At 57.5% G+C, this 21,048-nt stretch carries 24 protein-coding genes; 15 read left to right on the top strand and 9 right to left on the bottom strand.

All coding sequences use genetic code 11. The annotated features are described in order from the left end of the window. Positions 1 to 149: 149 nt before the first annotated feature. The 3 genes from DWV57_RS11245 to rplM form a co-directional block, all read right to left on the bottom strand. A complete protein-coding gene (locus tag DWV57_RS11245; RefSeq protein WP_118526537.1) occupies positions 150 to 410 on the bottom strand; it encodes a hypothetical protein in 261 nt (86 codons plus the stop codon). A 219-nt stretch (positions 411 to 629) separates the two neighbouring features. Then, entirely contained in the window at positions 630 to 1,028 is a 399-nt protein-coding gene (gene rpsI / locus DWV57_RS11250) for a 30S ribosomal protein S9 (RefSeq protein ID WP_005938160.1), read from the bottom strand. A 17-nt stretch (positions 1,029 to 1,045) separates the two neighbouring features. Further along, the gene (gene rplM, locus DWV57_RS11255; RefSeq protein WP_005938158.1) at positions 1,046 to 1,474 is read right to left on the bottom strand and encodes a 50S ribosomal protein L13; all 429 of its coding nucleotides are present in this window, start codon (positions 1,472 to 1,474) and stop codon (positions 1,046 to 1,048) included. Positions 1,475 to 1,784: 310 nt separating this feature from the next. On the opposite strand from rplM, the gene DWV57_RS11260 reads away from it, so the two are divergent. Genes DWV57_RS11260 through lepA form a run of 4 tightly spaced genes read left to right on the top strand, consistent with a single transcriptional unit; the run spans position 1,785 to position 6,168 of the window. Beyond that, positions 1,785 to 2,354 (top strand): hypothetical protein, encoded by a 570-nt coding sequence (locus tag DWV57_RS11260; protein ID WP_120020846.1) that lies wholly within the window; start codon positions 1,785 to 1,787, stop codon positions 2,352 to 2,354. Continuing rightward, positions 2,351 to 3,130, top strand: a complete 780-nt coding sequence (locus DWV57_RS11265) for a tRNA 2-thiocytidine biosynthesis TtcA family protein (RefSeq protein ID WP_097774373.1) — start codon at positions 2,351 to 2,353, stop codon at positions 3,128 to 3,130. The genes DWV57_RS11260 and DWV57_RS11265 overlap by 4 nt, the downstream gene beginning before the upstream one ends. 3 nt (positions 3,131 to 3,133) lie before the next feature. Further along, positions 3,134 to 4,336 carry an alanine racemase gene (gene alr / locus DWV57_RS11270; protein ID WP_120020847.1) on the top strand — a complete coding sequence of 401 codons (1,203 nt, stop codon included), beginning with the start codon at positions 3,134 to 3,136 and terminating at the stop codon, positions 4,334 to 4,336. A gap of 20 nt (positions 4,337 to 4,356) precedes the next feature. Beyond that, positions 4,357 to 6,168 carry a translation elongation factor 4 gene (gene lepA, locus DWV57_RS11275; RefSeq protein ID WP_097774375.1) on the top strand — a complete coding sequence of 604 codons (1,812 nt, stop codon included), beginning with the start codon at positions 4,357 to 4,359 and terminating at the stop codon, positions 6,166 to 6,168. Between the two features lie 436 nt (positions 6,169 to 6,604). Here lepA and DWV57_RS11280 read toward each other — a convergent pair whose 3' ends face one another. From DWV57_RS11280 to DWV57_RS11300, 6 genes are read right to left on the bottom strand one after another with little or no spacing between them, the layout of a single operon-like run. Beyond that, the gene (locus DWV57_RS11280; RefSeq protein WP_005938144.1) at positions 6,605 to 6,856 is read right to left on the bottom strand and encodes a phage holin; all 252 of its coding nucleotides are present in this window, start codon (positions 6,854 to 6,856) and stop codon (positions 6,605 to 6,607) included. Position 6,857: 1 nt separating this feature from the next. Continuing rightward, positions 6,858 to 7,085 (bottom strand): hypothetical protein, encoded by a 228-nt coding sequence (locus tag DWV57_RS11285; protein WP_044953283.1) that lies wholly within the window; start codon positions 7,083 to 7,085, stop codon positions 6,858 to 6,860. Positions 7,086 to 7,099: 14 nt separating this feature from the next. Next, positions 7,100 to 7,495 carry a D-Ala-D-Ala carboxypeptidase family metallohydrolase gene (locus DWV57_RS11290; protein WP_097777123.1) on the bottom strand — a complete coding sequence of 132 codons (396 nt, stop codon included), beginning with the start codon at positions 7,493 to 7,495 and terminating at the stop codon, positions 7,100 to 7,102. Further along, positions 7,488 to 7,601: a CD1375 family protein gene (locus tag DWV57_RS14965; protein WP_256372181.1), complete on the bottom strand. Its 114-nt coding sequence runs from the start codon at positions 7,599 to 7,601 to the stop codon at positions 7,488 to 7,490. Before DWV57_RS14965 ends, DWV57_RS11290 begins: the two co-directional genes overlap by 8 nt. Then, on the bottom strand, positions 7,601 to 7,993 hold the full coding sequence (locus tag DWV57_RS11295) for a hypothetical protein (RefSeq protein ID WP_118526549.1): 393 nt from the start codon (positions 7,991 to 7,993) through the stop codon (positions 7,601 to 7,603). Before DWV57_RS11295 ends, DWV57_RS14965 begins: the two co-directional genes overlap by 1 nt. An 18-nt stretch (positions 7,994 to 8,011) precedes the next feature. After that, positions 8,012 to 9,484 (bottom strand): hypothetical protein, encoded by a 1,473-nt coding sequence (locus tag DWV57_RS11300; protein ID WP_133303648.1) that lies wholly within the window; start codon positions 9,482 to 9,484, stop codon positions 8,012 to 8,014. A gap of 759 nt (positions 9,485 to 10,243) precedes the next feature. On the opposite strand from DWV57_RS11300, the gene DWV57_RS11305 reads away from it, so the two are divergent. The 11 genes from DWV57_RS11305 (at position 10,244) to atpH (ending at position 21,038) form a co-directional block, all read left to right on the top strand. Beyond that, the gene (locus tag DWV57_RS11305; RefSeq protein WP_243112354.1) at positions 10,244 to 11,266 is read left to right on the top strand and encodes a 3D domain-containing protein; all 1,023 of its coding nucleotides are present in this window, start codon (positions 10,244 to 10,246) and stop codon (positions 11,264 to 11,266) included. Positions 11,267 to 11,572: 306 nt separating this feature from the next. Continuing rightward, on the top strand, positions 11,573 to 13,789 hold the full coding sequence (glgB, locus tag DWV57_RS11310; RefSeq protein ID WP_120020849.1) for a 1,4-alpha-glucan branching protein GlgB: 2,217 nt from the start codon (positions 11,573 to 11,575) through the stop codon (positions 13,787 to 13,789). A gap of 87 nt (positions 13,790 to 13,876) precedes the next feature. Next, the gene (locus tag DWV57_RS11315; RefSeq protein ID WP_097777127.1) at positions 13,877 to 15,070 is read left to right on the top strand and encodes a glucose-1-phosphate adenylyltransferase; all 1,194 of its coding nucleotides are present in this window, start codon (positions 13,877 to 13,879) and stop codon (positions 15,068 to 15,070) included. After that, on the top strand, positions 15,064 to 16,191 hold the full coding sequence (glgD, locus tag DWV57_RS11320) for a glucose-1-phosphate adenylyltransferase subunit GlgD (RefSeq protein ID WP_118526553.1): 1,128 nt from the start codon (positions 15,064 to 15,066) through the stop codon (positions 16,189 to 16,191). The genes DWV57_RS11315 and glgD overlap by 7 nt, the downstream gene beginning before the upstream one ends. Positions 16,192 to 16,357: 166 nt before the next feature. Further along, positions 16,358 to 17,776 (top strand): glycogen/starch synthase, encoded by a 1,419-nt coding sequence (locus DWV57_RS11325; protein WP_118526555.1) that lies wholly within the window; start codon positions 16,358 to 16,360, stop codon positions 17,774 to 17,776. 317 nt (positions 17,777 to 18,093) lie between these two features. Continuing rightward, positions 18,094 to 18,354, top strand: a complete 261-nt coding sequence (locus tag DWV57_RS11330; protein ID WP_044953278.1) for an AtpZ/AtpI family protein — start codon at positions 18,094 to 18,096, stop codon at positions 18,352 to 18,354. Between the two features lie 22 nt (positions 18,355 to 18,376). Next, a complete protein-coding gene (locus DWV57_RS11335) occupies positions 18,377 to 18,877 on the top strand; it encodes an ATP synthase subunit I (protein WP_005938105.1) in 501 nt (166 codons plus the stop codon). Between the two features lie 3 nt (positions 18,878 to 18,880). Next, positions 18,881 to 19,624 carry a F0F1 ATP synthase subunit A gene (locus tag DWV57_RS11340; protein WP_120020850.1) on the top strand — a complete coding sequence of 248 codons (744 nt, stop codon included), beginning with the start codon at positions 18,881 to 18,883 and terminating at the stop codon, positions 19,622 to 19,624. 53 nt (positions 19,625 to 19,677) lie between these two features. Continuing rightward, positions 19,678 to 19,959: an ATP synthase F0 subunit C gene (atpE, locus tag DWV57_RS11345; RefSeq protein ID WP_005930278.1), complete on the top strand. Its 282-nt coding sequence runs from the start codon at positions 19,678 to 19,680 to the stop codon at positions 19,957 to 19,959. A 36-nt stretch (positions 19,960 to 19,995) separates the two neighbouring features. Further along, positions 19,996 to 20,502 (top strand): F0F1 ATP synthase subunit B, encoded by a 507-nt coding sequence (gene atpF / locus DWV57_RS11350; RefSeq protein WP_097774383.1) that lies wholly within the window; start codon positions 19,996 to 19,998, stop codon positions 20,500 to 20,502. Next, positions 20,499 to 21,038, top strand: coding sequence for an ATP synthase F1 subunit delta (atpH, locus tag DWV57_RS11355; protein WP_097774384.1), 540 nt, complete (start codon positions 20,499 to 20,501; stop codon positions 21,036 to 21,038). Before atpF ends, atpH begins: the two co-directional genes overlap by 4 nt. Positions 21,039 to 21,048: the final 10 nt, after the last annotated feature.

A 21,048-nucleotide genomic window follows, 5' to 3' on the forward strand; every position in this document is an offset into this window, starting at 1 on the left:
GTTCGCTGGAAACGGCGCGTGAAAATAGGTAGTCGCCGACTTGAACAAAAAACGCTTCAGAAGAAATTCTGAAGCGTTTTTCTTTTGCCGGAAAGCTTTGTCAAATCTTTTTCTCTGGGTTTATACAGGGATGTTGGTATCAAAAAATATCAGAGCATCGGCGGCGTGATATCACCACCGCTCTCCCCATAATGTCTCTTTGCAAAAATCACCATACGGTCTGCCGCTTCACCTTGTCCATCTGCGGCCTCCTGCTTCACAATTTCAACGCAGAACTCAACATTGTTGCCATTGTATCGATAATAACACAGAAAATTTGCCACCAATGCATTCGCAGCGTTTTTCCATGCCTGCGGATCAACAGCATTCTCCGGCATGGAAAAGACAGCCGTTCCGAAATTGTAATACATCCCCTTCCCCCGGGTCAATCTGCATTCACGCAGGTTTTAACCCCTTTCGCGCGCATTGTGAAAAATAATTCTCCATTTTTTAGGCAGGATGTATAGGAATCAAAAAATGCGGGGCAACCGCCTGATGTGCGCAATCGCGCACCCCAGTTCAGCAGAAAATTTGCAACAAAAAAGCAGCCCTGCCAAGGCAGGACTGCAAAGTTTGCGATACGGGATAAATCAGCGCTTGCTGAACTGAGGTGCACGACGGGCAGCCTTCAGACCATACTTCTTACGTTCCTTCATACGAGGATCGCGGGTCAGGAAGCCTTCCTTCTTCAGAGCAGCACGGTTCTCCTCGTTCTGCTGCAGCAGAGCGCGGCTCAGGCCGTGGCGGATAGCGCCAGCCTGACCGGAAACACCGCCGCCGGAAACGCGGACGACGACATCGTACTTGCCCTCCAGGCCCAGCAGGACCAGCGGAGAACGGACGATCAGCTTCAGGGTCTCCAGACCAAAGTAGTTGTCGATATCACGATCGTTGATGGTGATCTTGCCAGTGCCGGTGTAAACACGAACGCGGGCAACGGAATCCTTACGACGACCAGTGCCGTAGAAATAAGGTTTGGTTTCGTACATGTTCGATTGCCTCCTTCTTAGAACTCGATCTTCTCGGGCTTCTGAGCTGCGTGAGCGTGCTCGGCACCCTGGTAGCAGTGCAGGCGGGTCAGAGCCTTAGCACCGATGGTGTTGGAAGGGATCATGCCCTTGACAGCGTAGGTCATGGCCAGATCGCTGTGCTCAGCCATCAGCTTGCTGTACTGGACCTTCTTCAGGCCGCCAATGTACTTGCTGTGGGTGATGTGGAACTTCTGCTCGGCCTTCTTGCCGGTCAGAACAGCCTGATCACAGTTGATGACAACAACGAAATCGCCGCAGTCCACGTTGGGGGTATAATCGACCTTCTGCTTGCCGCGCAGCAGAACAGCGGCCTCAGCAGCGACGTGGCCCAGGCTCTTGCCGGCAGCGTCGAGCAGGTACCACTTGCGCTCGACTTCAGCGGGCTTCACGAGAGTAGTGCTCATATCTATTTCCTCCTGATAAGCTTTTTGTACGTTTCAGGCGCCTTTCTGGGGCGCGAGTGTCAGTATACATCATAAAAAGGTGCCTGTCAACAGCATTTTTTGATTTTTTCATTGTAATTTTTTCAATCTTTCAAAATCTCTTGTTTTCTCTTGAATTCTCATGATTTCTAAAAACGCATTTTCTGCAAAATTTTCTGCCCACGGCCGCACATTTTCTGCCGCTGCCCGCTACAATTTTGTCTGCCGGTGTGGTATACTATAAAGGATATGGCAGCTTTTGCTGCGCACTGATACAAGGAGAATTTTTTACATGCCAAACGACATCGACCGCAACGCTTCTGCCCAGCGCCGCACCTCCAAACTTCTGGCCGCTATGGGCATCTTTGTTGCTCTGGGCATCATTGCTTACATTATTTTAACGCTGCTGGTCAACCGCAGCGTGCCCGCAAACCCGGACACCCACTACACCGGCACAAACGGCGTTTCCGTCTACTATGACAGTTCCATCTGGAAGGTATGCCAGATGACCGAGGACAGCACCCTTGGCACCGTGCTGGAACTCGCCACGGCAGACTCTGCCGACGGTGAGGACTACCAAGCCGTGCTGCTGCAGCGCGGCACTGCCGACAGCTACGCGGACTTTATCGATGCGTCCGAGAAGGATCTCAAGCAGGCCTATGGCGTCATCAAGCCCCGCAAGGTGAACCTGACCGTGGACGGTGCCGAGGTGGAGGCCGTGCGCTGCGACATTCAGGCGTATTATGCGGTGTTGGCCACCATTACCTACCCCAGCGGTGACGTGGTGTATGTTTCCGGCCTGACAAAGCTTGCCTCCATCAACGACATCGTGAACCTTGTGGAAAGTGTGACCCTGTCATGAGCAGTTCCCGTGCAATGCAGCGTCTGTGCGGCCTGATGCGCAAGGCTGTGCAGGACTATGAAATGATCGCCCCCGGCGATAAAGTGATGGTGGGCGTTTCCGGCGGCAAGGACAGCGTGGCCCTTACCATCGGCCTTGCCGAACTGCGCAAGTACATCGGCTTTGATTTTACGGTGCAGGCCGTCACGCTGGACCCGCAGTTCGGCGGCAGGCCCATGGATTATACCGTATTGCAGGAGCTGTTTGCCCAGTACGATATCCCCTATGAGATCCGCCGCACCGAGATCGGCCCTGTGGTGTTCGACTACCGCAAGGAGAAGAACCCCTGCGCCCTGTGCGCCAAGCTGCGGCGCGGTGCACTGCACACGGCAGCGCAGGAACTGGGCTGCAACAAGGTGGCGCTGGGCCACCATCTGGACGATGCCGTGGAGACCTTTTACATGAATCTCTGGCGGGAGGGCCGCATCGGCTGCTTCTCGCCGGTCACCTACCTTTCGCGCCGGGACCTCACCCTCATCCGGCCCATGCTGCTGGCCACCGAGCAGGAGGTCATTTCCGCAGTGCACGCCGAGGGGCTGCCCATCGTCAAGAGCGTCTGCCCTGCCGACGGCGTGACCGTGCGCGAACAGACCAAGGAGTTCGTCAAGGAGCGCTGCCGCACCGACCACGCTTTCCGTCAGAAAACCCTGCACGCACTGCAGGAGAGCGGCATCGATGGCTGGCGGCCCGTCCACACCGGGCGCGGCAGCTTTGCAATTACAAACGAGGAAGAATGAATCATGAAGACTCAACCTTTTGAAAAACACGTCTGGGCCGAGATCGACCTTGATGCCCTGCGGCATAACTTCCGGGCCGTCAAAGCCCGGGCCGGTGACCTGCCGCTGTGCGCGGTGGTCAAGGCCGACAGCTACGGCCACGGTGCTGTGCAGTGTGCCCGCGTTTTTGCGCATGAGGGTGCAGCATGGCTGGCAGTGAGCTGCCTGACCGAGGCCGTGCAGCTGCGTCAGGACGGGCAGACGCTGCCCATCCTTATTTTGGGCCATGTGCAGCCGGAGTACGCCCAGACCCTCATCCACGAGGATATCACCGTAGCGTGCTACTCCACCGAACAGGCGCAGAACCTTTCCGCTGCTGCCGTAAAGGCAGGCGGCAGAGTAAAGATCCACCTCAAGGCAGATACCGGCATGGGCCGCATCGGCTTTGCCCTGCGCACCGATTTTGATGCCGCCATCTGCGAAATGCTGGCTGTGTGTGAGCTGCCGGGCCTTGAGATGACCGGCCTGTTCCAGCACTTCTCGGTGGCCGACGACACCGCCGAAGAGAACGTTGCCTACACCGCGGAGCAGCACGCACTGTTCGTCAGAGCGTTCCATGCGCTCAAGGCGGCAGGCCGCGAGCCACAGACCGTCCACTGTGACAACTCTGCGGGCGTGATGCTGCACCCGGACTGGCCCGAGGGATTGGCCCGGGAGCGCTGCATGGCGCGGCCCGGCATCATCCTCTACGGCTACGACCCCAGCGACGAGGTGCGCTTTGGGCAGTTCCGGCCGGTGATGACCCTCAAGACCGTGGTGAGCATGGTCAAGGAAATGCAGCCCGGTCAGAGCGCCAGCTATGGCCGCCGCTTCACCGCCGATAAGCCTACGCTGGTGGCCACCCTGTGCACCGGTTATGCGGACGGTTATCCCCGCCAGCTGAGCTGCGGCAAGGGCATCGTGGAGATCCACGGCAAGGCCTGCCCGGTGCTGGGCCGCGTGTGCATGGACCAGATGATGGTGGATGTGACCGGTATCACGGACATCCACGAGGGTGACGAAGCCATTCTGTGGGGCGGCAGCGTCAGTGATACTGCCGAGACCATCGCCCGCAAGACCGACACTATTTCCTACGAGGTGCTGTGCGGCGTGTCCCGCCGCGTGCCCCGCGTCTACCTCGAGCACGGAAAGATCGTGGATGTCGAGGACTGGATACTGGAAGCTTAAATTTCTCCCGGAGGAACTACATGGCAAGAGACAATATCCGCAATTTCTGCATCATTGCACACATTGACCACGGCAAATCCACCCTGTCGGACCGTATTCTGGAGCTGACCAAGAGCGTGGACGAGCGCACCATGGAAGACCAGATTTTGGACAACATGGACATTGAGCGCGAGCGCGGCATCACCATCAAGGCCCGCGCTGTCACCATGAACTATACCGCCAAGGACGGCAAGACCTACGAGTTCAACCTCATCGATACCCCGGGCCACGTGGACTTTGCCTACGAGGTCAGCCGCAGTCTGGCCGCCTGCGAGGGTGCCATCCTTGTGGTGGATGCCACTCAGGGCGTGGAAGCTCAGACGCTGGCCAACACCTACATGGCGCTGGAGCATGATCTGGAACTGGTGCCCATCCTGAATAAGATCGACCTGCCCAGCGCCCACCCGGACGAGGTGGCGCAGGAGGTGGAGGACGTGATCGGCCTGCCCTGTCTGGATGCGCCCCGCGTCTCTGCCAAGACCGGCCTGAATGTGGATCAGGTGCTGGAGCGTGTCGTCACCGACATTCCTGCTCCCACCGGCGACCCGGATGCCCCGCTGAAGGCGCTGATCTTCGACAGCATCTACGACAGCTACAAGGGTGTTATCGTCTATATCCGTGTGTTTGAGGGCACCGTGAAGCCCGGCGATACCATCCGCATGATGGCCACCGGTGCGGAGTTCACGCTGGTAGAAGTGGGCCACATGGGTGCTACCAACCTTTCTCCCTGTGCCCAGCTGCAGGCTGGTGAGGTCGGCTATCTGACCGCCAGCATCAAGACCGTGCAGGACACCCGCGTGGGCGATACCGTCACGCTGGCCAATAATCCCACCGCCGAAGCACTGCCCGGCTACCGTCAGGTCAAGCCCATGGTGTTCTGCGGCATCTACCCCGCCGACGGTGCCAAGTACCCCGACCTGAAGGATGCACTGGAAAAGCTGCAGCTGAACGACGCCTCCCTCACCTTTGAGCTGGAGACCAGCGCCGCGCTGGGCTTCGGTTTCCGCTGCGGCTTCCTTGGCCTGCTGCACATGGAGATCATCACCGAGCGGTTGGAACGGGAATTTGATCTGGATATCATCACCACCACCCCCAGCGTGCGCTACCGCCTTACCCTGACCGACGGCACTGTGGAGATGATCGACAATCCTTCCAGCTACCCCGACCCCTCCAACATCGTCAAGCAGGAAGAGCCTTTTGTGGATGTTCACCTGTACACCCCCAACGACTATGTGGGCGGCCTGATGGATCTGTGCCAGAACAAGCGCGGCGTGCTGATCGACATGAAGTATCTGGATGATGTGCGGGTGGACCTGCACTATGCGCTGCCGCTGGGCGAGATCGTGTACGACTTCTTTGATGCCATCAAGAGCCGCAGTCGGGGCTACGCCAGCTACGATTACGAGTTTAAGGAGTACCGTGAGAGTGACCTTGTCAAGCTGGACTTCCTGCTCAACGGCGACCCTGTGGACGCGCTGTCCATGATCGTGTTCCGCGATAACGCTTACGCCAAGGGCCGCCGCATCTGCGAAAAGCTGCGGGATAACATCCCGCGCAACCTGTTCGAAATCCCGGTACAGGCTGCCATCGGCGGCAAGATCATTGCCCGTGAAACGGTCAAGGCCATGCGCAAGGACGTGCTTGCCAAGTGCTACGGCGGCGACATCTCCCGCAAAAAGAAGCTGCTGGAAAAGCAGAAGGAAGGCAAAAAGAAGATGCGTCAGCTGGGCAGCGTTTCCCTGCCCAGTGAAGCCTTTACCGCTGTGCTCAAGCTGGACAGCGACGACGATTAAACTTTATAGATCAAAGAGAACCCGCGCTCTGGTATGCTGCAATGCACCCAGCGCGCGGGTTCTATCTGTTTTTTTTTACAATCTCAGTTTACAACAAAAAATGAGATAGGCACCCCCTTTCGGGAAAACCTATCTCATTTTTTTGTTGGGACTATTTTGCAACAGTCCCTTTACGTTGGAGCGTTAGGGGACCGCTTACAGTCTCTTGACTGCTCTTTTCCGATTTGCTTCTGCCCGGATTATACATGATTTCAGTGCAAAAGGCATCGAAACCTGCGCGAAACGTTCTTGAATCTGCGTGAACGAATCATCTGGGCAGCAAAAAAAGCCCCGGAAAGGCTGTCTGGGTGCCTTCCGGGGCTGCTGTGAAAGATGACTGTATTAGTAATACTTTTCAGTCAAAAAGTATTACTAATACACTGCTTCGAGGGCTTTCTCACTCACTTTTCTGCTTCAGGCGGGCGTATTCGGCATCGGCCTGAATGGCTGCAGAGGTGAAGCTGTTGTTGTTCCACCAGCTGATCAGCGCGGCCACGGTGGTGATGCCGGCGGTCACCAGCTGTTCCACAGTCTGGCTCTCAATGGGCAGCATGGGTTTGCCCAGAGCGCTCAGCACCTGATTGGTCAGGGCAAGCAGCAGCACAGCGGTGCGGGCGATGGTGGCGGCAGAAATTTTACCAAAGTTCATATCAATTCCTCACTTTCTCATTTTGTTCAAGGTCAGCGATGCGGTGGTTGGCCACCTTCATCTGTTCTTCTAAAATCGGTACGCGGCGGGCAAAATTGTTATGCTCGCGCACCTCGCGGGTCAGCTCTTCGAGCTTGGTGTCGGTCACGGCCTGACTGCGGCTGTTGGCGATCAGCACGCCGATCAGGGTCACGGCCCCGGCAATGACAGCGGATAAGATCGTTTCCATTCCGTTCACCGCCTTTACCCGGCCCACCGGCTTTTTGCTTTGCGCACATCCACATGGACAAAGCCTTTTGCGGGGTAGCGGCCGATGCCGCCGGTGCCGGGCAGCAGGGTCTCGGCGTAGGCGGCAAGCTGCTCCACCGGCACGCCGGACACCCGGATATCCGCGGCACGGCCATACTGATGCTGGCTGTAAACCGCCCCGCCCACAGCCCTGTTGTGTGCAGCGGTGCGGTAGCCGCTGGTAATGACCACCGGAGCACCAAAGTGGTCACGGATGGCCTGCAGCACCTGCACCAGTTCGCTGTCCACAAACAAAGGGTCGGTGCCGTCTTTGCAGGCAAATTCCTTTGCGCGGAAGCTGCGGCTCAGCAGCGTTTCGCCATCCCTTGTGCGGGAGTAAACGTTAAGCATGGCCGTCCTCCTGCAACAGCGCTGCCACGGCGCCCCGCAGCCGGGCGGGCACATCCTCCAGCGTTTTGATGCCCTTGCGGATCAGGGCCGCATAGATCCTTGCCATTACACACCACCTCCTTCGTACAGTTCACACAGGGCCAGCTGCAGGTCGGTCAGCTGGCGGGTCAGGCTGGCGATCGTTTCGGGCAGACGGGCTGCTTCCTCGGCCTGCTGGCGCTCTTTTTCCCGCGCGGCCAATTCTTCTTCCGTATAGCGGATGTATCTCTGCACCGGCACCTGTTCGGTCCATGCGGCCTGCGCAGTCACGCCCGGCACATCGATGACCTTCCGCACATCCCTGCCGCCGCCGGGATACTCCGTTACGGTCTCGTAGTGGCTCACTTCCTCCACGCCTTCCACGGCGGGGTGCTCCACCGGCTCGGTGCCGCCCACCAGATGCCCAAGCGTCAGGTCAGGGGTCTCAATGGCTGCACCGTTCTCGTCAATGATCTTCATGGTTCAAAACCTCCTTTCTCATGCCACGCGGTGCCAGATGTAAACATAGTAGGCGGCGGGCTGCACGGTATCGCTTGCACCGTAGATCGGGTTCGAGCGGGAAGCGTCAAAAGTGCGGTTATATGTAGATAAGCGACGCACGTCGCCACTTAAATACGACAAACTGCTATCGTAATGCGTGGCTCCAAAAGCTCCATTACTTTGGGGGGTTGACACGGACAATACACCGCCATTGGCTGTACCCGTGATGTTCGGCAGTCCGGCCTTCACGGTGGTGCCCGCTTTGTGGCTGCTGCTGGCACCCATCAGCACGCGCTCCGATGCGATCTGCTCCCATGTGCCGCCAAACAGGGCGGCAGGGCTGGTGGGGTCGGTGCTCTGGTAGATGCTGCCCACCGGGTAGGCAGCGGAGCTGGGTGCGGCCAGCAGAGCATCGACATCTTCCTTTGTATAATAGGAAGAAAAATCGGCACCGAGGGTGCGCAGGGCGTTTGCCTTTTCGGCAGCGGTCCATTTCCCGGCGGCTGCGGCGGTGGTCAGAGCCTTCTTCACGCCATAAGGCAGCAGGGCTGCGGTCAGCGGCAGAAGCGAATCCGTCATGCTGTCCAGCTGTTTGCGGGCAGCTGGTGCGGTGATCAGGGTTCCGTCGCTGCGCACGTTGATGCCGCAGGCAGGGTCCACCCGCACTGCGCCGGGGGCCGAAGCCGTGGGCACCGTGCTGCTGCGCAGGTAGGGCGACAGATCCGGCATGGCGGCAGTATCGGTCAACACGGCCCCGGTGTTGGGGTCCACGCTCAGCACCCGAAGCAGCCGGCCGGAGACCGGAACTGCCGGGCAGGGAAGCGCCCCCACATCCTGCGCCGTCAGTTTTACGATGCCGCTTTTGCCGTTCACGCTCACTACCTGACCGCCGGTAGGCACCAGCTCCTCTGCCCGTGCGGCAGCAGCCTCGGCACGGGCTGCACAGCGGGATGCAGCGGCACTGTCGGCGCTGGTGCGCTGTGCCGCGGTCTGGGCCTGTGCCGCATTGGATGCCGTGCTTGCAGCACTGGCTGCGGCACGCTGCGCGGCGGTGAAAGCGGTACTGGCACTTTCCAGCACACGCGCCACGAACTGCTCATACTGCGAGGGCGGCAGCTCTTCCGCGCCGCCGTCGATGGGCAGGATGGCGTAGGTGTCGTAGCTGCCGGGCCGGGTGTAGGCGGCGTAGCCGCTGGCATCGATGGCTGCCAGCATCCACTGTCCGCCGGTGCTTCCGGTCAGGCGGCGGTCCACGGTGACGCAGTGCTGCGTGTCCAGTGAGACCGGTGCCAGCAGGGTGCCGTCACTGCGGCGCAGGTAGAGCGCAACGGTGCACCCGGCCCATGCTTCCGGCAGTGTGAAGCACAGCTCGTCCACACCGGCAGCGTTCTGTGCACCGAGGTGCAGGCGGTGCGGCTGGGACAGAAATTCGGTGCCGCCGCACTGCCTTTGAATGATCTTGATGTTCACTTGAAAACCTTCCTTTCTGTTTTTTGTTTGATTGTACAGCCGCTGCCCGGCAGCTGCCAGTGTGGTCTTTTGCTGCACAAATTTCTGTGCTTCGGCATTTTGCCGGGAGGCGCTTTTCATGGGTAATTCGCACAGTTCTTTGTGGGTGAAAAATGGGATGAAAAAGAGGTGGCTTTGTACGGAAAACCAGCGATTTTTGGCCGCTTGCCGCATGGGAAAACGAACCCAAAAGTGCAGTTTCCGGTGCAAAAAGTCCAAAATAAATGTTAAAAATTCGTGAACAAAACACCCCAGAAAACAGGTCGAAAATCGGAAGGAAATAACCGAAAAAACAATATTTTGGAGAAAACAATGTTAAAGTTGCACAAAAAATAACGTCAAAAAACTAACAAAGTGTGAGAAGGTGATTTGACAAATGGCCATTGGGCTGGTAAAATAAGACCCGCTCAACGGAACCAACAGACGTTGCAGCGTTTAAAATTTATCTGGATGAAGTAAAAAGCCGTCTTATATACGGCGCGGCGCGGGCAGATGGGGTCTGGGCCGGGAGGGTAACTGCACCCTCCGCAGCGGAGTCCAAATTGTATACGATGCTCGATTTTACCAAAAAGAGGGCATCGTATTTGATTGTGGGGCCAGATGGCTTCTGCCCGCCCCGCAGTCCGGGCGGCCGGGGCATGAAAAACATGTCCGCAGCCGCAGCCAATTTTGAAAAGAGAGGAGTTGTCTCGTATCGCTTCCGTAAAATTGAAGAAAGCATTGTCTGACTGCAAGCATGCAGTCTCTCCCCGTGTGCTGGCGTTTTGTGTCATGGTCGTGTGCCTCGTGGCTACACTCAGTGTGACCGCTGCGAATCTGCGGCTGACCTACGTCACAGACTCCAATGGTGCCCGGCAGGTGATCCTCACCTCCGAGACCGACCCTGCACAGGTCATGAACCTTTCCGGCATCCAGTCCGAAGAGGGCGATCAGGTCTATTACACGGCCTACAGCGGCAATCTTGCCGCCCTGAACATTGAGCGCGCATTCTCCGTCAGTATTACTGCCGACGGTCAGGAGTACCCCGTCAAAATGGTGTTCGGCACCGTGGCGGATGCCCTGAAGCGTGCCGGCATCACCCTGGAGGGTGACGACTACACCGAGCCTGCTCTGGACCAGCTGGTGAGCGCAGGTTCCACCATCACGGTGCACCGCGTGGACTACACCGACCGTGTGGAGACGCAGGCCATCCCCTACGATACCGAGTACGTCTACACCAGCCTGTATTTCCGCAATACCGGCCGTACCACCACCGTGCGCCATGGCGCTGAGGGCCAGCAGACCATCACCACCCGCGACCGCTATGTGGACGGCGAGCTGGAAAACAGCATCGTGGTGGATTCTACCACCACTGTGGAGCCCACCAACCATGTCATCAAGACCTATGGCGCAGGCGCGCCGGTCTCCCCGCTGACCGGCCCGGACGGCACCACCAATGCACCCGCCTCTTACAGCAAGGTGCTCACCGGCAAGGCCACCGGCTACTATTCCAAGACCGGCAAGGGTTCTTCCGGTCTGGGTCTGGGCTACGGCACTGTGGCTGTGGACCCGGATGTGATCCCCTACGGTACCAAGCTGTATATCACTTCCACCGACGGCAAGTTCGTGTACGGCTATGCGGTGGCTACCGATACCGGCATTGCCGTGCAGAAGGGCCAGATCCTTGTGGACCTGTTCTACGAGACCTACGCCGAGAGCGTAATCAATGGAGCCATTCAGGTGAACGTCTACGTGGTGGAGTGAGCAGGCCGAAAAGAACCGGGGAAACCGGAACTGAAAATTTTCAACAGAAACAGAGAGCTTCTGTACACCTTCCCTTTGGGAGGGTGCGCAGAGGCTCTTTTTTATTGTTGGATTGGCAGGATTCACCATAAAATTTGTAAAAATTTGGCGGGTATGTATATAAGGGAAAAATATCAACGAAAAGATTATGGTAAATTTTACAGTAAAATGCGGCGAAACTCTTGAAAAAAAGACCGAAATTCTTTAATATAAAAGGGTAAAAAGCTACAGGTGCGCTTTGTGCATCTGTACGGGGAGGAGCAGTCTATGAAACCGACCGAGGAGAAGATCCAAAGCAATGCATCGGACCTGCCGGTGTATCTGTTCAAACAGGGCAATAACTGTGAAGCATACCGCTACTTTGGCGCACACATGGAAACGCGCGCCGGTGAATCGGGCGTGGTGTTCCGCGTGTGGGCACCCCATGCTGTAGCCATCAGCGTGGTGGGCGACTTTAACAGCTGGAAGCCGGGCAGCCATCCGATGCGCAAGGTGGATGGCGATTCCGTATGGGAATTGTTCATCCCGGGCATGAAGGAATATGATGTTTATAAATACTGCGTGACCACCCGTGCAGGTGATCTGGTCTATAAGGCAGATCCCTATGCGTTCCACGCCGAGACCCGCCCGTCCAACGGCAGCAAGGTCTACGATATCAGTGGTTTTGCGTGGCACGATGATGCATGGCAGGCAGCACAGAAAAAGGCTGATGTGATCAACAGCCCGATGAATATTTACGAGATGCACGCCGGCAGCTGGAAGATGAAGGAGGGCGGCAAGCCCTACAATTATTCCGAGCTGGCAGACGAGCTGATCCCGTATATCACAGAGATGGGCTATACCCATGTGGAACTGCTGCCGGTCATGGAATATCCGTTTGACGGCAGCTGGGGCTATCAGGTCACCGGCTATTTTGCACCCACCAGCCGCTACGGCACCCCCAAGGACCTGATGGCCTTTGTGGATAAGCTCCATGCCGCCGGCATCGGTGTGATCATGGACTGGGTACCTGCTCACTTCCCGAAGGATCAGTTCGGCCTGTACAACTTTGATGGCGAAGCCTGCTACGAGGACCCGAATCCGAAGCGCGGCGAACATAAGGAGTGGGGCACCATGGTGTTCGACTTCGGCCGCAGCGAGGTGCAGAGCTTCCTGATCTCCAGCGCACTGTATTGGCTGGAGCAGTACCATATCGACGGTCTGCGCGTGGACGCGGTGGCATCCATGCTGTATCTGGACTATAACCGCAAGCAGGGCGAGTGGGAGCCGAACAAGGACGGCGGCAAGGAAAATCTGGAGGCTGTTGCTTTCCTGCGCAAGCTGAACGATACCGTGCTGGGCCGTCACCCCCACAAGTACATGATCGCGGAAGAATCCACTGCATGGCCCATGGTTACAAAGCCTGCATCGGACGGCGGCCTTGGTTTCAACTTCAAGTGGAACATGGGCTGGATGAACGACATGCTCAGCTACATGAAGACCGACCCGCTCTTCCGTTCCGGCAACCACAACAAGGTCACCTTCAGCTTCTTCTACGCTTTCAGCGAGAACTTTGTGCTGCCCATCAGCCACGATGAGGTGGTGCACGGCAAGGGCAGCCTGATCAACAAGATGCCCGGCGAGTACGAAGCCAAGTTTGCAAACCTGCGCACCTTCTTTGGCTACATGATGGCCCACCCGGGCAAGAAGCTGCTGTTCATGGGTCAGGAGTTCGGCCAGTTCGCTGAGTGGAACGAGACAAAGCCGCTGGACTGGATGCTGCTGGGCTACGATAAGCACACCGAGCTGCAGACCTACGTCAAGACCCTGAACGCCTTCTACAAGGAGCATCCCGCCTTCTGGCAGGTGGATTACAGCTGGGAGGGCTTCCAGTGGATCGTGCCGGATGACTCGCAGCAGAGCGTCATCGCTTTCCTGCGCAAGGATACCTCCGGCAAGCAGATCCTTGTGGTGTGCAACTTCAACCCCGTCCTGCGCGAGGGCTATACGCTGGGTGCACCGGTGGCCGGATCCTACAAGGAGATCCTGAACAGCGACGATGCAGAGTTCGGCGGTTCCGGCGCAGTCCACAACAAGGCCGTGCGCACCCACAAAAAGCCGATGCACGGGTTTGAGCAGAGCATCACCATCACCCTGCCGCCCATGAGCACCCTGTATTTTGAAGTGCCCGCCAAGCGCACCCGCAAGGCCGCAGCGGACAAGACCGATAAGGCGGGGAAAAAGACCGCGGCCAAAAAGGCAAAGACCGCTGCGGAGGGAGCTGCATCAAAGGTGGTAAAGAAGCCGGGCCGCAAGCCTAAGGCAGAGACCGCCGCTGCAGAGGAAAAGCCGGCCAAAAAGACCGCCCGCAAGGCTAAAACCGAGCCGGAGGCTGCCGCAGAAGCACCCAAGAAGCGCGGCCGCAAGCCCAAGACAGAGGCAGAACCCAAGGCGGAAAAAGCACCCGCAAAACGCACCCGCAAACCGAAGGAGCCAAAGGAATGACCCGACTCTTCGGCCGACCCATACCGCACATGTTGACGCTCATTTCCGAACAACGGAAATGTTAATGTTAAAGGGGAGAATAAAGCTATGGCAAAAGAAATTGTGGCAATGATCCTTGCCGGTGGACGTGGCTCGCGCTTGTACGCGCTGACACAGAAAACGGCAAAACCCGCAGTGTCCTTCGGCGGTAAGTACCGCATCGTGGACTTCCCGCTGTCCAACTGCGTGAACTCCAACATCGACACCGTTGGCATCGCGACCCAGTATCAGCCCCAGAAGCTGAACGAGTACATCGGCAACGGCCAGCCCTGGGATCTGGACCGTCTGCACGGCGGCGTGCACACCCTGCCGCCCTACGAGCAGGCAAAGGGCACCGACTGGTACAAGGGCACTGCAAACGCCATCTACCAGAACATCGGCTTCATCGACAGCTACGATCCCGAGTATGTGATCATCCTGTCCGGCGACCAGATCTGCAAGCAGGACTATGCCGACTTCCTGCGCTTCCACAAGGAAAAGGGCGCAGAGTTCTCTGTGGCTGTTATGGAAGTGGACTGGAAGGAAGCCTCCCGCTTCGGCCTGATGGTGGCTGACGAGAACGACCGCATCACCGAGTTCCAGGAGAAGCCCCCGGTACCCAAGTCCAATCTGGCTTCCATGGGCATCTACATCTTCAACTGGGATGTGCTGAAGAAGTATCTGGAAGAGGACGAAGCAGACCCCAACTCCAAGAACGACTTTGGTATGAACATCATCCCCGCCCTGCTGCGCGACGGCCGCAAGATGTACGCCTACCGCTTTGCCGGTTACTGGCGTGACGTGGGCACCATCGACAGCCTGTGGGAAGCCAACATGGAAGTGCTGGATCCCGAAAACTCCGGCATCGATATCTTCGACGAGAAGTGGAAGATCTACAGCCGCAACCCGGTCCTGCCTCCGCAGAAGATCGGCCCCCGCGCTGTGGTGCAGGATTCCCTCATCACCGAGGGCTGCAAGATCTACGGCAATGTGCATCACTCTGTGCTGAGCGCAGGCGTTGTTGTGGAAGAGGGCGCTACCGTTGAGGACGCAGTCCTGATGGATGGCGTTGTGGTCAAGGCTGGTGCTGTTGTCAAGCGCTGCATCCTGGCGGAGGATGTTGTGGTCGGTGCAGGTGCACGAGTGGGCGGCGATGGCCCCATTGCCCATGTGGGCACCGGCCTGACCGTCGGCGCAGGCGCAACCGTCAAGGAAGGTGCCAAAGTCTTTGAATCCGTCAAGGAGGGTATGGAAGTATGCTGAGCCAGAACACCAATGCGTTGGGTATTATTTTCCCCAACAGTTATGATAATACCGTCCCCGAGCTGGTGACCGAGCGCGCAATGGCTTCGATCCCCTTCGCGGGCCGCTACCGTATGGTGGACTTTGTTCTGTCCAGCATGGCAAACTGCGGTATCTCCAATGTCTCCATCGTGGTGCGCAAGAACTACCACTCCCTGATGGATCATCTGGGCACCGGCCGTGAGTGGGATATGGCCCGCCGTCACGGCGGCCTGAACATCGTGCCGCCTTTCGCTGAGAAGGGCGTGCGCATCTATTCCGGCCGTGTGGAAGCTCTGGGCTCCATCATGAACTTCCTGGAGAACCAGAAGGAAAAGTACGTGGTCATGAGCGATGCCAACGTTGCCCTGAACTACGACTTCAACGCTCTGCTGGCTGCTCATCAGGCAAGCGGTGCCGATGTGACCATCGCTTACCAGAAGACCGAGATCCCCGAGGGCCGCAAGAATGACAACTACACCCTGACCGTTGATGCCGACGGCCGTGTGACCGAGCTGCTGTTCAACGATTACCGCCCCGGCGTGCAGAACCTTGACCTGAACATCTATGTTCTGGAGCGCGAGACCCTGCTCAAGCTGGTCCGGGATGCGACCTCCCGCGGCCTGATCTACTTCGAGCGCGATATTCTGGCCCACAATGTCAACATCCTGAACATCCACGCTCTGGAGTACACCGGCTATGTGGCACATGTCTGTGACATGAAGAGCTACTTCGACGAGAACCTCAAGCTGACCGATGACGAGAATCTGGAAAAGCTGTTCCCCAAGAAGAGCCCGGTCTACACCAAGATCCGCGACGACAACCCCACCCGCTATGTGCCGGGCTGCAAGGTGACCGACTCCATTCTGGCCGACGGCTGCGTGATCGAGGGCACGGTGGAGAACTGTGTGCTGTTCCGCGGCGTCAAGGTCAAGAAGGGTGCCGTCGTCAAGAACTGCGTGCTCATGCAGGACACCGTTGTGGAAGCCAATGCCGAGCTGGACTGCGTTGTTACCGATAAGAACGTGAAGATCACCGCCGGCAAGAAGCTGTCCGGCACCGAGAGCTTCCCGGTGTACGTGCAGAAGAACCACACCGTCTGATTTTACTGAGTTATCCATAGGGGCGGCTTCCTCCCCGGTAGCCCCTCTTGAGAGGGGCGGGGGCATCTGTGTGCCCCCGCCTGCTCTTTTGTAAAAATGGTTCGTGCTGCCTGCAAGGGCGGTGGGGGAGAACGAAAATATCCCACTATATGGAAGGAGCGATCCTATGAGAATCCTGTATGCTGCTTCGGAAGCTGCCCCTTTTGCAAAGTCCGGCGGTCTGGCCGACGTTGCGGGTGCCCTGCCCAAGGCTCTGGTCAAGGACGGCGTGGATGCCCGCGTCATTATGCCCCTGTACGGCGATTTGAAGTTCCGTGATACGCTGGAGTACGTGACCAATTATTCCGTCCCCGTGGGTTGGCGCAGCCAGTACTGCGGCCTGTTCAAGACCGAGTGGAACGGCGTGACCTACTACTTCCTGGACAACGAGTATTACTTCAAGCGCCGCGGCCTGTACGGCTTCTACGATGACGGCGAGCGTTTCGCCTTCTTCTCCCGCGCCGTTTTAGAGACCCTGTTCTACATCGATTTCACCCCCGATATCATCAACTGCAACGACTGGCAGACCGCTCTGGTGCCGGTGTACCTGAACCTGTACTATCGCCATCTGGATAAGTTCAACCGCATCAAGACCATCTTCACCATCCATAATATCGCTTATCAGGGCAAGTACGGCACCGACATTCTGGAGGACACCTGCGGCATCGGCCGCCGCGACCAGCACATCGTGGAGTACGATGGCTGCGCAAACTTCATGAAGGGTGCTTTCGAGACTGCCGATAAGATCACCACTGTCAGCCCCACCTATGCCATGGAGATCCTCGACCCGTGGTTCAGCTATGGTCTGGACGCTCTGCTGCGCGAGAAGCAGTACAAGCTGTGCGGCATCCTGAACGGCATCGATGTGGATTCCAACGATCCCGCTACGGATAAGAACATCCCCTTCAACTACGACATCACCAACTTTGAAGAGGGCAAGGCAAAGTGCAAGGAAGCCCTGCAGGATAAGTTCGGCCTGAACAAGGATGGCAGCCCCGTCTTTGCCATGGTCAGCCGCATGGTCGGCATGAAGGGCTTTGATCTGGTGCAGAGCATCGCCGATGGTCTGGTGGACCGCGGCATCGAGCTGGTCATTCTGGGCAGCGGCGAGAGCCAGTATGAGAACTTCTTCTCCGACCTGTGCGCACGCCATCCGGGCCGCGTTGGCACCTACATCGGCTTCGAGCCGGCCCTGTCGCAGGAGATCTACGCAGGCGCAGATGCCTTCATCATGCCTTCCAAGAGCGAGCCCTGCGGTCTGGCACAGATGGTGGCCTGCCGCTACGGCACGCCTCCCATCGTCCGCGAGACCGGCGGTCTGCGCGACTCCATCCACGACAGCACCATGGGCGAGGGCAACGGCTTTACCTTTGCGGGCTACAATGCCCACGAGCTGTATGTGGCCTGCTGCAACGCACAGAATGCTTACTATGACAAGGAGAACTGGAAGAACCTCGTGCATCACTGCATGGAGTGCGATTTCAGCTGGGATGTCTCCGCCAAGAGCTACGAGGGCCTGTACAACGAGACGGCAAACCTCTGGTAATGTCCTGAAAACTGCATAACGGCTGCCGCCCGGTTCCCAAAGAGCCGGGCGGCTTTTTTGCATTCTGCACAACAGATCCATCAAACTTTTGGTATTGATGTGCCCGCAGACGCACAAACTCCATACAGGGCGTACAGTTACGACATTGGTGTGAACAAACTATGAAATTTTACTAGAAAACAGTGGAAAATTGATTGAAAAAACGACCGGTTTGAATTATACTATCGTTATAAGATTTTTTGCTGACTGCAAATCCTTGGCAAAGAATCCAGAATCTGGCTTTTGCAAAGGCACATCACACAGGGAGGAAACGCAGGTTGAAGGGCTGGTATAAGGCACTGGAGGATCTTGTCTGGCTGACCCAGCTGGGCCTGAATATGCTGCTGCCGCTGGTCATGTGTCTGGGCGGTGCATGGTGGGCGGTGAACAACTGGAGCTGGCCGGAATGGGTGTTCCTGCCGGCCATCCTGTTGGGGCTTGCTGCCGGGGCACAGAACTTCTGGTATTTTGCAAAGGAACACATGGACCGCACCAAAAAGGAAAAACCAAAGCGGGTGGGGTTCAACTCGCATCAGTAAACTTAACAGGAGGTTTCCCTTTATGAAACTGCAGCCGGAATCCAAAAAGGAGCTGACCCGCATCGCCTGCGGCACGGCCATCTGTACCGCCGTCATGTGGGTGATCTTTGCAGCTCTGCACCTGGTTGGCTGGGTGAAATTTGACTATACCGTTGTTCTGGGCAGTCTCATCGGCGCGGCCGTGGCCATAGGCAACTTTGCGGGCATCTGCCTCGTATGCCAGAAGGTCATCGACGAGCAGGATGAGAAACGGCGCAAAGCGACATTGCAGGCTTCCTACAATGTCCGGATGCTTTTGCAGGCGGTGTGGATCATCGTTGCCATCGGGGCACCGGTGTTCCAGCCGTTTGCCGGTGTTCTGCCGCTGCTTTTCCCGCGTGTTACAATTTACTATCTGCAAATAACCGGCAAGTACAAGCCTCTTGCACCGGCCGGGCCTTCGGTGGATGTCTCTGTGGAGGATGACCCCGAACCCGCACCGGAGCCGGAAGCTGAACCCCGTGACGAAGGGGGTGAAACGTAACAAATGGAACTGAACGGCGCAAAGATCCTGTATACCATCCATACCGACATCCCCCTGCTGGGCGATTTCAAGATCACCCAGACCCTGGTCAGTACCTGGATCGTCATGGCGCTGCTTTCGGGTTTTGCCATCTGGCTGGGCAGCAATCTCAAGCTGGAAAATGTCTCAAAGCGGCAGGCCGCCGCCGAGTTCATCGTAGAACGGCTGGACCAGTTCGTGCACGACAATATGGGCTATCACTTTGATCAGTATATCCCGCTCATCGGCGCGATCTTCGCTCTGAGCATCGGCTGCAACCTCATCAGTGTCATCGGCCTGTGGAGCCCCACAGCCGACCTGAACACCGAGGCGGCGTGGGCCATCGTGGTGTTCGTGCTGATCATGTACTACAAGATCAAGACCAACGGCATCCTTTCCTACCTGAAAGGTCTTTTGGACCCCATCTTCATCATGGCACCCATCAATGTGCTGTCGGAGGTTTCCACCCCCGTCAGTATGGCGTTCCGTCACTTTGGCAACATCTTGTCCGGTACGGTCATCTCCACACTGCTGTACTGGGCGCTGGCAAGCCTGAGCCACGTCATTTTCGGCTGGCTGCCGGGTGCCTTGAGCCAGATCCAGCTGTTCCAGATCGGCATCCCGGCCTTTACGGGCCTGTATTTCGACTGGTTCGGCGGCTGTATTCAGGCGTTCATCTTCTGTACCCTGACCGCAATTTTCATCAAACGTGCTGCCGGTGAGGACTAAGCCCTCACAACGGCATCTCCCAAAACAAAAAACTTTTTTGGAGGACAAATCTTATGACTGACTTTCAGTACCTCGCTCGTGGTATCGCTCTGGCAGGCTGCGGCATCGGCGCAGGCTGTGCACTGATCGCAGGTATCGGCCCCGGTATCGGCGAAGGCAACGCAGCAGCTGCTGCCTGTGAAGCTGTGGGCCGTCAGCCCGAGTGCAAGAGCGACGTTACCAGCACCCTGATCCTGGGCGTTGCACTTTCCGAGACCACCGGTATTTACGGCTTCGTCACCGGCCTGCTGCTGATCTTCCTGGCACCCGGTATGTTCATGAAGTTCCTGGCATAAGCGGAACCTTTTACAAAATAACGAAAGGAGACGCTTATGGAACTGTACCAGGCGTTGATCACGCTGGACGGCTGGACCTTTCTGGCCCAGATCTGCAACCTGATGATCCAGCTGTTCATCTTCAAAAAGTTCCTGCTGAATCCGGTCAAAAACGTGATCGCAGAGCGCAAGGCGAAGGCAGACAGCCAGATCGCCGATGCCACCAAGCTGCGCACCGAAGCCGAAGCCATGAAGGCAGAGTACGAGCAGAACCTGCAGAATGCCCGCGCCGAGGCCAACGAGATCGTTGCCAATGCGCAGAAGACGGCTACCGCCCGCGGCGAAGAGATCGTGGGCGAGGCCCGCGCGCAGGCTGCTGCCCTCAAGCAGAAGGCCGAAGCCGACATTGCGCAGGAGCGCAAGAAGGCCGTGAACGAGGTCAAGGACGAGATCGGCGGCATCGCCATGGAGATCGCCTCCAAGGTGGTGGAGCGTGAGATCAGCGAGAAGGACCACAAGGATCTGATCGACGAATTTATTAAAAATGTGGGTGAAGCATCATGACCGAGACTGCAAGGATGTACGGCGGAAGCCTGTACGATCTGGCGGCGGAGGAAGGGCTGGAGGCCCGCATTCTGGGTGAGCTGGACGAAGCCGTGGCGCTTTTTAAGGCAAACCCGGACTACCTGCATCTGCTCAGCACCCCCAGCATCCCGAAAAGAGAGCGCTGCGGCCTGCTGGATGAAGCACTGCGGGATCAGGTCCACCTCTATGTGCTGAACTTTTTGAAGATCCTGTGCGAGAAGGGCACCCTGCGGGAGCTGTCCGGCTGCGCACGGGCTTACCGTGTGCGCTACAATCAGGCGCACGGCATTCTGGAAGCAACGGCGACCACTGCAGTGGCAATGACGGAGCAGCAGGCAAAGAGCCTGCACGAAAAGCTGGAAAAGCTCACCGGCAAGACCATCGACCTGAAAACAAAGGTCGATCCGGCAGTGCTGGGCGGCATCCGGCTGGATATTGAAGGCACCGAGCTGGACGGCACGGTGCAGAACCGTCTGTCCGCCCTGCGCAGGGATATTGCTTCCGTGACACTGTGATCGAATTTCC

Origin of the sequence: Faecalibacterium sp. AF10-46 (assembly GCF_003604105.1) — a bacterium.
Taxonomy (GTDB): Bacteria; Bacillota; Clostridia; order Oscillospirales; family Ruminococcaceae; genus Faecalibacterium; species Faecalibacterium taiwanense.